This is a genomic window from Bacteroidota bacterium (assembly GCA_018831055.1).
Taxonomy (GTDB): Bacteria; Bacteroidota; Bacteroidia; order Bacteroidales; family B18-G4; genus M55B132.
In genome coordinates, this window is the sequence record JAHJRE010000077.1 from 1 (window position 1) to 12166 (window position 12166).

11 protein-coding genes are annotated in these 12166 nt (G+C 48.0%); 5 read left to right on the top strand and 6 right to left on the bottom strand.

Translation table 11 applies throughout. The features are described from left to right. The first annotated feature begins 213 nt into the window (after positions 1 to 213). Genes KKA81_04700 through KKA81_04710 form a run of 3 tightly spaced genes read left to right on the top strand, consistent with a single transcriptional unit; the run spans position 214 to position 4003 of the window. A complete protein-coding gene (locus KKA81_04700) occupies positions 214 to 1704 on the top strand; it encodes a Gfo/Idh/MocA family oxidoreductase (protein MBU2650213.1) in 1491 nt (496 codons plus the stop codon). 18 nt (positions 1705 to 1722) lie between these two features. Beyond that, a complete protein-coding gene (locus KKA81_04705) occupies positions 1723 to 2499 on the top strand; it encodes a DUF1080 domain-containing protein (protein ID MBU2650214.1) in 777 nt (258 codons plus the stop codon). A gap of 7 nt (positions 2500 to 2506) precedes the next feature. Beyond that, a complete protein-coding gene (locus KKA81_04710) occupies positions 2507 to 4003 on the top strand; it encodes a hypothetical protein (GenBank protein ID MBU2650215.1) in 1497 nt (498 codons plus the stop codon). 5 nt (positions 4004 to 4008) lie between these two features. On the opposite strand, the gene KKA81_04715 is transcribed toward KKA81_04710, so the two are convergent. The 5 genes from KKA81_04715 to KKA81_04735 are packed head-to-tail and all read right to left on the bottom strand — an operon-like array spanning position 4009 to position 7733. Then, positions 4009 to 5172, bottom strand: coding sequence for an aminotransferase class V-fold PLP-dependent enzyme (locus tag KKA81_04715; GenBank protein MBU2650216.1), 1164 nt, complete (start codon positions 5170 to 5172; stop codon positions 4009 to 4011). 23 nt (positions 5173 to 5195) lie between these two features. Further along, positions 5196 to 6503: a (Fe-S)-binding protein gene (locus tag KKA81_04720; protein ID MBU2650217.1), complete on the bottom strand. Its 1308-nt coding sequence runs from the start codon at positions 6501 to 6503 to the stop codon at positions 5196 to 5198. Continuing rightward, on the bottom strand, positions 6500 to 7135 hold the full coding sequence (locus KKA81_04725) for a hypothetical protein (protein ID MBU2650218.1): 636 nt from the start codon (positions 7133 to 7135) through the stop codon (positions 6500 to 6502). The genes KKA81_04720 and KKA81_04725 overlap by 4 nt, the downstream gene beginning before the upstream one ends. Positions 7136 to 7152: 17 nt before the next feature. Further along, complete coding sequence (locus KKA81_04730) at positions 7153 to 7470, bottom strand: TusE/DsrC/DsvC family sulfur relay protein (GenBank protein MBU2650219.1); 318 nt, start codon at positions 7468 to 7470, stop codon at positions 7153 to 7155. Positions 7471 to 7481: 11 nt separating this feature from the next. After that, complete coding sequence (locus KKA81_04735) at positions 7482 to 7733, bottom strand: hypothetical protein (GenBank protein ID MBU2650220.1); 252 nt, start codon at positions 7731 to 7733, stop codon at positions 7482 to 7484. Positions 7734 to 7911: 178 nt separating this feature from the next. On the opposite strand from KKA81_04735, the gene KKA81_04740 reads away from it, so the two are divergent. Beyond that, the gene (locus tag KKA81_04740; GenBank protein ID MBU2650221.1) at positions 7912 to 10092 is read left to right on the top strand and encodes a T9SS type A sorting domain-containing protein; all 2181 of its coding nucleotides are present in this window, start codon (positions 7912 to 7914) and stop codon (positions 10090 to 10092) included. Between the two features lie 2 nt (positions 10093 to 10094). On the opposite strand, the gene KKA81_04745 is transcribed toward KKA81_04740, so the two are convergent. Further along, complete coding sequence (locus KKA81_04745; GenBank protein MBU2650222.1) at positions 10095 to 11699, bottom strand: T9SS type A sorting domain-containing protein; 1605 nt, start codon at positions 11697 to 11699, stop codon at positions 10095 to 10097. Positions 11700 to 11894: 195 nt separating this feature from the next. On the opposite strand from KKA81_04745, the gene KKA81_04750 reads away from it, so the two are divergent. Then, the coding region (locus tag KKA81_04750) for a hypothetical protein (protein MBU2650223.1) at positions 11895 to 12166 on the top strand (272 nt) is incomplete at its 3' end.

Sequence of the window (12166 nt, forward strand, 5' to 3'; positions counted from 1 at the left end):
GATAAAGGGGGCAGGTTGCAAGGGATAGGTAACAGGGGGCTGGGGTCCTGGGAGCTGGGGGCTGGGGGCTGGGGTTCTGGGGGCTGGGGTTCTGGGAGCTGGGGTTCTGGGGGCTGGGAAGCTGGATATAACCCCGACTTACGTCCCCGATTTTCATCGGGACCAGCGGGGCAAGCCATATAACAATATAACCATATAACAATATAATAGATCATGACCCCAAAATCACCCAAAAACACTTCCGGTGGGCTGAGCCGCCGGGATTTCATCCGCAACACAGCGACTGCGGCTGCGGCGTTTACCATTCTTCCGAGTTATGTAATATCCGGTTTGGGACATAAAGTCCCGAGCGACAGGCTGAACATTGCCGGTGTCGGCGTGGGCGGCCGCGGTGGAAGCGTTGTCAGGGAAGCCAGTGGAGAAAACATTGTTGCCTTGTGTGATGTCGACTGGAAATATGCCGGCCAGCTTTTCTCTGAGTTCCCGGATGCAAAGAAATACTGGGACTGGCGTTTGATGCTCGATGAAATGGGAAAAGACATCGATGCGGTGATCGTCGGCACCCCGGATCACAGCCATGCCATCGTCTCCATCAATGCTATGAAGATGGGCAAGCATGTTTACTGCGAGAAGCCCCTGACCCATTCTGTTTGGGAATCAAGGCAGATGGCTGAGATTGCCCGTGAATACAAGGTAGCCACCCAGATGGGCAACCAGGGTAACTCAGGAGAGGGCATACGGAAGGTCTGCGAATGGATCTGGGACGGATCCATCGGCGAGATAAGCGAAGTACACTGCTGGACCAACCGTCCGATCTGGCCTCAGGGCCTGGAAAGACCTGCTGAAGTGATGATACCTCCCGACACCCTGAACTGGGATCTTTTCCTGGGGCCCGCTCCTGTCCGCCCATACAACTCCATTTACCATCCCTGGAACTGGAGGGGTTGGTGGGACTTTGGCACGGGAGCCTTAGGTGATATGGCCTGCCATATCATGGATCCAGTATTCATGGCGCTAAAGCTGAAATATCCATCCAAGGTACAGGGTTCCTCCACCCTGCTGAACACAGAATCTGCACCGGTAGCGGAGGTGGTAACCTACACTTTCCCTGCACGGGAAAACCTCCCCGCAGTTGGTATGCCGGAGGTAAAGGTGACATGGTGGGACGGTGGGCTCCTCCCTCCACGACCGGAAGAGCTTCCCGAAGGAGAGATCATGGGCAGGGATGAAAGCGGTGGTTGTCTTTTCATCGGAACCAAAGGAAAGATCATGTGCGGTTGTTACGGCAAAAACCCCTTCCTCCTACCCTTATCTATGGACGAAGCATATCAGCGCCCGGCCCCGACCATGCGCCGTGTGGAAGAAGGCCATATCAAGGACTGGATCAGGGCATGCAAGGAAAGCCCGGAAAACCGCGTCGAAACCAGCTCATACTTCGGATACTCCGGCCCGCTGAACGAAATGGTGGTTATGGGTGTGGTGGCAGTCAGGCTGCAGGATCTCAAACGGGAACTCCTGTGGGATGGCGAGAACATGCGCTTTACCAATATCTCCGATACCGATGAGATCCGTGTCGTCACTTCCGATAAGTTTGCCGTCATCGACGGACACCCGCATTTCGATACCCAACGGGAAACAATGAACGCGAAACAAGCCGCGGAAAGTTATATCAAACACACCTACCGTGAAGGCTGGACCATGTAAAACCTAAATATCAATATTATGAAGAAAGTATTATTATTTTGTATTATCCCTGCCATCCTGGTTTCCTGCAATATGCAAACCAAGCAGACCCAGGATGTCGCAGAAGAAGAACAGGTTATGGAAGAAGTAATTGCACCCAACACCCTTACCCAGGATGAAACAGCCCAGGGCTGGATACTCCTTTTCGACGGCGAGAACCCCGATCAATGGAGAGGATACAACAAAGAAGAATTCCCCGGTGGTTGGGAAGTGGTTGACGGAACCATCCACGTGATTGGTTCAGGCCGTGGAGAGGCCGGACAAGGAGGGGACATCATCACTAAGGACAAGTTTAAAAACTTCGAGCTGGCATTGGAATGGAAGGTAGATACCGGAGGTAACAGCGGTATTTTTTACCTGGCCAGGGAAGTGGAAGGCGAGCCCATCTGGAAAAACTCTCCCGAGATGCAGATCCTGGATAACATCAACCATCCCGATGCCGTGCTGGGCATTCAGGGCAACCGTCAGGCCGGTGCATTATACGACCTGATCCCTGCCGAACCCCAGAACGCCAAAGGCCCGGGAGAATGGAACTCCGTGAAGATCATGGTTTACAACGGAACCGTCGTCCACTGGATGAACGGCGAACAGGTGCTGGAGTATCACCTCTGGACCGACGACTGGAAGAATATGGTTGCCAACAGCAAGTTCAAGGATTATGAGCTTTTCGTCAATACGGCGGAAGAAGGCCATATAGGATTGCAGGACCACGGCGACGATGTATGGTTCAGGAACATAAAAATCAGAGAATTATAGGAAAGATATGACGCAGCGCATAGCCATATCCTGCATCATCTTCCTGAGTATCTCCGCACATTTATCAGCACAGATCGACCGTTACTGGTCGCAGAATTTCAACGATGAATCGTCGATGCTGGCAGGTGCAGTAGTGGGAGGTGATGCAGGCGTGGCTTCTATTTACTATAATCCCGCTAATATTTCCGAGATCACAGAATCAAGGCTGTCTGTGAGCGTGAGCTTGTTCTCCCTTTCCATGTACAATCTTAAAAATGCAGTGGGGGATGATCTTGACCTTAACAAAACCAAGTTCATGGCTCAGCCCCGGTTTATATCTTATCTTCTCGATTTCAAGAGATTTCCAAAGGTAAGCATGGAACTGGCATTCATGAATGTAGCCAATAACCAGGTAAGGTTTTCTTATACCGAAGATGAGCATATGGATATCCTCACAGAATTACCCGGAGAGGAAAGATATTACGCTTCATATGTACAGGAAAACAATTACCGTGATGATTATTTCGGGGCCGGGTTTTCCTATCAGTTCAGCGATAGGTTTTGGGTAGGCACCAGCGCGCTGGTCTCGGTGAAATCGGTAAGGAGCCTGCGTGATCTTGACATTGAAGCCATACCTCTTACCGATTCGGTCGGGCCGCCGGGGTCACAGGTGCCGGCTTATGATGCATCCTATGCGGAATATGATGAGATACGATTCGACAATTTCAGTCTGGTATGGAAGTTTGGCGCTGCCTATCGTTTTCGCTTCATCCGGTTGGGAATGAATATTTCACTTCCATCGGCAAATCTCTTCACCGGTGGCAAGTATGCGAGCAGGCTCATTAAGCAGAACAACATCACAAGCCCTGATGGCATCACTTTCCTGCCGGATTATTCTTTTGCAGGAACAATGTCGCGCAAGGAACTGAAAGTCAGGTATCGCACTCCATTTTCACTTGCCATTGGCGCCACCTTCAATTCCCCGACGCAACCCGACAAGTCGTTTTTCCTGACGGCCGAATATTTTGCTGCCTTACCGGTTTATGAGATGTTACATGGAGACGGATATCCGGCTCCCATGCCGGAAGGAGTCATAGGTGTTGATTCCGCTTCCTGGATGACCTACAAGGCAGCCGCCAGGGATCTGATCAATCTGGCAACAGGATACCGATGGATCATATCACCAAAGGTACTGCTGCTGGCAGGGTTTAAGACCGACTTTAATTTCCTTAAAGGCGTTGTCATCGATGGTAACCGGACGGATAACTACTCCATCAACGTTTACCACCTGACCAGCGGATTCAGGATAAAAATCAAACAAAACGTTATTTTATGGGGAATACAATACTCTTTTGGTTACGACAAGGGCAAGAAGCAACTCATGAACCTGAGCAATCCGGTGGAGTATAATCAAAGTGAACAAAAACCTCTCCAGGGAACACGTGAAAACAACATGAACGTGCTATACAACGGGTTAAGCTTCTTCCTGGGAGCAACCTTTAATTTTGGCGGTAAAGCCGATTAAGAGACCTATCTTGGGATGGAAGCAATGTCCTTCACAGCTTCAATAGCCATATCGACATGCTCATCCGTATTGAACGGACCGATACTAAGGCGCACGGTTCCATGAATCTGGTCGGTACCCAGCCCTACGTGTACCAGCGGAGCGCACTGCAATCCGGTACGGCAGGCGATATTGTAATCTACATCCAGCATGGTCCCAACATCACCGGATTCGAATCCCTTCACATTGAAACTCAGCACAGGATTTTGGTTTTCTATGCCCTTAGCACAGTATATTGTGATATTTTCTATTTCCGACAGGCCTTTGCGGAGTTTGTCCCATAAGGTAATCTCCTTGTGGTGGAGGTTTTCTATCCCCTGTTCCATCACCCATTTGGTACCGGCATAAAGCCCGGCTACCCCGACAATATTCAGTGTACCGCATTCCATGCGGTAAGGGAATTCCGAGAGGTGGGTTTTCTGGGCAGACCTGACCCCGGTGCCTCCGAAGCGGGTACCTCTGACAGGGATGTTATCCATGATATAGGAACCACCAATTCCGGTAGGGCCCATCAGGCATTTATGACCGGTGAAAGCAAAGGCATCGATGCCCATGGCCTGCATATCCACCGGGGTGGCGCCGGCACTCTGCGACCCGTCGACAACAAAAAACACCCCGTTTTCTTTGCATATCTTTCCGATCTCCATGAGTGGCTGAATCGTACCAATCACGTTGGAGCTGTGGTTCACCACCACCATTTTGGTGTTCTTTTTCAAAGCTTTGCGGATATCATCCGGGTTGACAAAGCCGCTGGCATCAAAGGGAACATGAGTAACTTCGATAATTCCATCCATCTCCAAATGATAGAGTGGGCGGAGGACAGAGTTATGCTCCAGCATGGTAGTAATCACATGATCGCCTTTTTCTGCCATTCCCAGCAGGATCATGTTGAGAGAATCGCTCGCGTTATAACTGAATGTAAGCCTGTTAGGGTCACCGTCTCCGTTAAACAGTTCCATTAAAAGTTTACGGGTATTGTAAACGATCTCTTCCGTCTCAATAGCCGCATCAAACCCTGATCGGCCGGGGTTTACCCCGTGTTTCCGGTAAAACTTGTCCATGTAATCATACACCACTTCCGGTTTGGGAAAGGTTGTAGCGGAATTGTCGAGATAAATAAGTTTGCTCATAACAGCTTGTTTGGGTCAATGGTTTATTGTTTATTGTTTTCCAGGATGAGTGCATCGGCAACCACTTCAGCAAGGGTCTTGATCTGCACACCCAGTTTATACGCGGCATTGATCTGGATCAACTGATCAACGCAGTTATGGCAGGGTGTAACAACGATTTTGGCCCCTGTCTTACGGATCTGTTCGGCTTTCAGGCCGCCAATTTTCATCCTGCGCTCGTTATATTCGCTCATGGAAAGTTGTCCACCGCCCCCACCGCAACAAAGGTTATCGGTGCCATGAGGGGTCATCTCCACGAAATCTTTTACGGTATGTTTCAGGATATAGCGCTGCTCATCGACAATACCACCGCTCCTGACAAGGTTGCAGGGGTCATGGAGAGTAACCCTTTCGGTATTCTTTTCCGGGTCGGTCTTTATTTTACCGATGCGGATGTATTCTGCCAGGAGTTCAACAGAGGTAAGGGTTTCAAAAGGATATTCCTTTCCCATGTAATTGGGGCCTTCCCAGCGGAAAGAACGGGAGCCGTGACCGCATTCGGCAAGAACGCAGCGTTTTGCACCCCTTATCTCCATCTCATCATGAAGACGCCGTGCTATCTCCCTTGCTTCCTCATTATTTCCTGAAAAATAAGCATAATTGGTTACATCGTACATACGGGTTGATAAGGACCAGCTTTCCCCAGCCGCATAAAACACTTTGGCCATAGCAGAAATGGATAAAGGGAAAAACTTGGGTTCCCTGGGGTTCAGTGTATACAGGATGTCCTTATCATTCTGATCAAGTGGAATACAAGCATTATCATCGTTCACCTCAAAACGGAGGTCTTCTTCCAGCCATTGAACGGTATCCACCAGCTCCTGTGTGGGTATCGACATATTGTTGCCTGTGGTCATGGCAGCATTCACCGTCGATTGAAGCGTAGCGGGGACATAGCCCATGTTGGCCAGCATGGTCCTGCCTGTCCTTACCAGGTACCCGATATCCACCCCGATGGAGCAGTGCACCGTACAGCGATCGCACATGGTGCAGGAACCGTAAAGCAGATCCACCATTTCTTCGATGGTGGCTTCGTTCAGTTCACGGGCCCCGGTCAGCCATGGGAAATATTTTCCCGAAAAAGTATGATACCTGCGATATATGGAAGCAACAATATCCACTTTTTTAGCCGGGACAAAGCGTTCATCACCGTAAACCTGGTAATAGACGCAACTTTCCGCACAAAGACCGCAATGAACACAACTGTTCAGATGTGTCAGCAGGCGGGAGTTTCCGTTGACTTCCAACGGCTCCAGCCCTTTCTTCATTATTTCACCGTTAAAGTCGCTCATTCACTCTGATTATTGATCTTCCTGGGAGGCCATACGCCGCGCCAACCGTAAAAATACCCGAGCTGATAGCGGGCCGCAAAAAAGTATACCGTATGTTTAAGCTTACCTAATGGCAGGTAAAGCAGTAATAAACTAACACCGATATAATACAACGGTCTGACATTATCCAGGAATAAGGAAAGTAAAGTAAGAACCTGAAATCCTGTTACCAGGAGATTTGAAATAAAATCATCCGGGTTTGACAAACTGCGCAACTGCTTTCCCAGTATCCTTTTAATTAATATTGCCAGTCCGCTGAATGACGACACAGCCAGAACCCCTCCCAGTAACCATTTTATTATCCCGGTTGGGTAAAAAGAAAACAGGAAAAGGAAAAACAGGAAAATGGAAAGAAAAGTCCCTATATGATAAAAAATTCCTGCAGTATAAGTAGGAAGATGCAGATAAGCCGATTCCTTTTTCTTTGGGCTCATAGCCCCCGAAAAAGAATAACGTATTGCGTTGCCTGTGGTTCCTGCAGGAGCTGAAAAATCAATTGGTTTTCCTGCACGCAGCAGGAGGATGAAATGATAAAGGCAGCTTATCAGGCAAACTGCAAGTGAAAACAGTGTCAACCATAGATACCAATGCATAAGTAATAGATTATCCGTTACACACAACCATCGGGTTTGGGCAGACCGGCAACACGGCAGGCACCGCGGGCAGGGCCAAGGGGGAAAAGTTCATAGATCTCTCTTAACCTGACTCCCGTATCCTGGCAAATCGTTCTCACCATAGGAGCCATACCCTTTTCCTCCCAGTTCTTACGGATAACGTTAACTATTGCCCAATGCTTGTCATTCATCTCTTCTATGCCATCATAACGCGCAATTAACCTCGCAACCTCCTCATCCCAGATGTGAGGATCCTGCAGGAAGCCATCACCATCCACTTCAAATATTCTTCCTTCAATCTCCAGGGTAGCCATATAAATACCTTTTAATTATTGTTAACTATTTCCTCTTCAAATTTATCCAGGATTTCTTCGGGAGACATTGTCGAATCCGGTAATACAAAATCCGGACAAAGGTCGTACCTGTTCTTTGTTACAAACCGTTTACAACCCTCCCATGGATCACCCTCACCTTTACAAAAATGTTCGATGTATTTGAGTTTCGACACATTATCATCCATTACTTTCACGGTGGTGACAAGACGGCATGTTTTATAATTCGGACAGGTTTTGTTCATCTTGAAATCCTTAAAGGGCCGAAATTATAAAAATTTTTTTGATCGAATGATTTAAATATGTGAGGATTTACTTTATTGATAATTGATTTAAATAAATCTGACTGGTATTTTCAAAAACTTACTATTGATTTCATACGGTGAAATATCGTATCTTTAGTAACTCTATACAAATAAAACCATGAAACGAATTATTTTAGCATTAGTCATTTTGAGTATCCTGATATTTCAGGAAACTCAGGCAACTGACATTCTGGTGGTTGACCGTGACGGTAGCGCTTGGAACCCGGCTTTTACCGACTGCTGGCCCAGGTTTATGGATGCGCTTGATGCCAACGGGCTAAACTATGATTACTGGGAAGTTGCCCAACAGGCCGACAATGGCCCATCATTTGAAGTCATGCAACACTATCCGGTAGTGATCTGGTTTACCGGTGAAGTGTACTCCATGCAATCTACCCTCACCGTGGAAGATGAGATACAATTATCTGCTTACCTCAATAATGGGGGTAAGCTATTTCTTTCTTCCCAGGATTATCTTTACGACCGGTACCCATCGGGTTTTGGGGAAGATGATTTTCCCAGGAATTACCTGGGGCTGTTGACGGTAGAATACGATGTCTGGGTAGTTAATGCTCCTGATCTTCTGAATATTACAGGGGTTTCAGGAACCCTGGCTGAGGGTTATGATTTTTTCCTGGAAGACATTTTTTCAACAGCAACCCGTGAAGGTTTGTATGTTGACAGGATCACATGGTCGGTAAGTCAGGCAGCGTTGGAAGCAAACGGCACTTCTCTGACCGGGCCATGCGCTGTACAATATGATGCCGGATCGTACCGTGCATTTTTTACAACTGCTTCATTTGCGGCCATTCAGGATGCTTCGGTAAGAAATAACCTCATCCTGGACATTTATCAATTCCTGCGTTACGGGGGATATGAAGAATGTTACCCGTATTATTCAGGATTCGATCATCTCAACATAACCCAGAAGCTTTGCCAGCAGGATCCTTGCTGGATCCCTTATGACTTTACCCCCGGTTCACTGATCGATCCGGGTATAACAAACCTAAATCCCCGAAGCCATCCCAATTCCGTGGTTATGGTGAATGGAGATCATACAATATTTTATGCCTATAAATACAATGGGCATCATCTTTTGAGCTGTGATCTTTTCATCGACCCATTGTTTACCGGGGATATTTTTATAAGACAGGTTGGTGCGATTGCTTGCCGGTTTGATTTTTCTTCCGCTACGTGCACGCTTCATGCCGGAGGCACCCTTATTACAGTCCCCTGGGTTCCATCCTACTGGAATAATTTCCAGGCATGGATTGACCTGGGATCGGATTATTATTACCTCTTCTTTAACGAAGCCCTCATATATGAAGGGCAATTCTCCATGCAAAGCAACGGCAGCCCAGGGTTCAAGGTATTGGAATCTTTTGAGATCCACGCAACCGGGGGGGCACCTTTGTATCTCGATAATTTCTTCCTGATCCCTGTTCAGGATTGCGAACAATATGAAATGTTCACCGCAGGAGAATATATTTGTCTTCAATCCCCCCTCTGGAAAACCTGGGACGATGTGCCCGGCACCTCAGAAGATGCATATGTTTCGGAAGATATTGCCTTCCATCAGTCGCTGAAGATCGAAGATCAGACAAACATCTATAAGGCTTTTTCCTGGGAAAGCTTTACCGACGGATATCATGTGCTGCAGATGAACATTATGGTAGCCCCGGATCATACCGCCTACCTGAACCTCCAGAAAGAAGTCGGCATTATGGGGTTTTATTACGGACTGGAAATATTTCTGGAAGCCGATGGCACCGGCAGCTTAAATGCAGGTGGGATAGCTTCGGCCTCATTCGCTTATGATCAGGGGGAATGGCAGCATCTGGAAATACATATTGACCTGGATGCCGACCTTTGTCAGGTGTGGCTGGATGGCATGCTGATCCACGAATATCCCTGGTCAACCGGCAATAACGGCATTCCCGGGCCGGTAAAATTTGGCTTTCTCAACATTGCTGCCTGGAACCCGGCTGGATATACCACACTTGCTTACGTTAACGAAGTTTGCTTCAGTACCTATACCGGGGTCGGCCTGCCGCTCATGGGAGAAACACAACCTGCCGTATTGCTTTTTCCGAATCCTGTTAAAGACTGCTTTTTCCTGGAAGCTCCATGGGATATACAATCATACCGGGTATATAACCTCAACGGACAATTGATTGAATCAGGGAATAGCCGTTCCTCCAGGATAGAACTGGATGCCTCGTCATGGCCTGCAGGGGTATATCTGATACGCCTGTTTTCACAGGATCAATGCCTGATGGGCAAGATGGTCAGGTATTAATCCTATTCTGAAACCACCAGTTTCGACCAGGATTCACCGCTTCCTGAACGAAAGCAGATGATGTATGTTCCTGGTTTCACATCAGGATTCCATATAGTCTGGCCTAACCCTTCAGGAAATAAACCCAGGTTTTCCCTTTTAACGAGGCGTCCGGAAATGTCATATACGCTTAATTCCAAATATTGAATATTTTCCAGGAAGAACTCTATTCTGGTTTCCGACTGGGCTGGGTTTGGAAAGATGCGGATTATTCCCGGCCTGCTAAGGGCAGAAGAAGGCTGCAATCCCGTGAAAAGGGATTCATAGCAACCCATATCAATCCTGCCTCCTATAACACGGGCATTTCCTGCCAGGCAATATGGATACAAAAACAAACCGGTAGTATCCGGTGTTCCGGCGTTAATGCAGGGAGATCCTGCTGATAGGGTAAGGTCATGGCTGAGGGTATCGGTAAATTCCGGGTTGGTCTGGATATTGTTTTCATAAATACCTGTATAACCCGCACCACCGCCGCTACCGGCAAACATCTCCCAGCCTCCCTGCACATTGCAGTAATAAAAGTCGGCCGATGCATAGCTGTCCCACAGGTATACCTGGGGTCCCGGACCGCTGGCCGTATTGCCCCACAGGATACAGTTGTAAAGGGCAGGAATCAGAGAATCCTTAACATACAACCCCCCGCCATAAACAGACTGATTATAGGCTATGGTATTGTTGACAAATAGCGGCCCTGCATCGATACAGGCTATGCCACCGCCAAAAAAGACCGATCCGTTTTGTGTGAAAAGATTATTACACTGGCTGTGGAAATTCTCATAATAATGCAGGAAACCCACAGCACCTCCCAAAGCGCTGTAATTCAGGGTAAATGAATTATTGCATAGCCTTGCATCCCGGAAACGGATAGCGACGGCCCCACCCACTCCGGTTGAATAGTTATCGTTAAAAGAATTATCCAGGATGATTACCTCCGAATGGTCGGAGCATACCGCCCCGCCATAGCCATAAGGGTCATAGGGAGGGCCGCAGCGGTTGCCTGTGAATACTGAATTCCGGATCAGCACATCCGCCTCCTCCAGGTAAACGGCACCACCGTTATAAAAAGCGAAATTGTCCTCAAACGTGCAATGGTCAATCCGTACTTTATCAAAAAACTGAATGCTTAATGCTCCCCCGTAATTGCGCAGTGAGTCCTGGCTAACTGCTTTTCCATGATGGAATATGCAATACTCCATGATAGAAGAGTCAGCCCCCGGATCTGTATAATAAAACCGTATCCCGTTCCATCCTCCCCTGGCAAGGGTATCTACCGAGAAACCGGTTGTGTCGCCGGACTTGAAAATGACCGGGTTACCCTCAAGTCCCTGCGCCTGCAACGAACCTCTTACATACAAGGCATACATTCCTTCAAAGCGAATTAAGGTTCCGGGAAAGATCACCAGGGATTCCCCCTCCGGAATAGAAATATCATCTGTTACATAAACTGTATCGACATCCCATGTGCCGGATACGAACCCGCTGACGGTAATGGAATCGGCAATTACCGCCTGAACCAGGATCATAAAAATGACGAGGATCAAAGAACCGTTGAATAGTTTGCTTCTCATGTAGTAAATCTTTTGTGGCAAATGTAGGGAATTTGGAGTAATTTTATGGCGGGCCGGCTTTCGCCGGAGGCCCCGGCTTTCGCCGGGGTGACCCGGCTTTCGCCGGGATGTCCCGGCTTTCGCCGGGATGTCCCGGCTTTCGCCGGGATGTCCCGGCTTTCGCCGGGATGACGGAGTATTAAAATAGTATTTGTTATGAGAATGTTTGTGTTTTTGGTTGTTTGTTATTTTTCTGTTGCTATAAGTGTGTTTTCACAGACAAGCTCCGGTTTATGGGTTAGTCCGGAGCCCGGATCGGAGTATATCAATCCTGAACAGACCATATTGGTAAGGACTCAAATGAGGTTGATTCCCTCTGGTTTTGACGCCGGGTGTTTCCGGATTACCGGAAGCAAGAGCGGAAATGTGGATTTTCAGCTTATTACGGATCCCGGGAAAAATGCTTGCATCCTGAAACCATTATACCC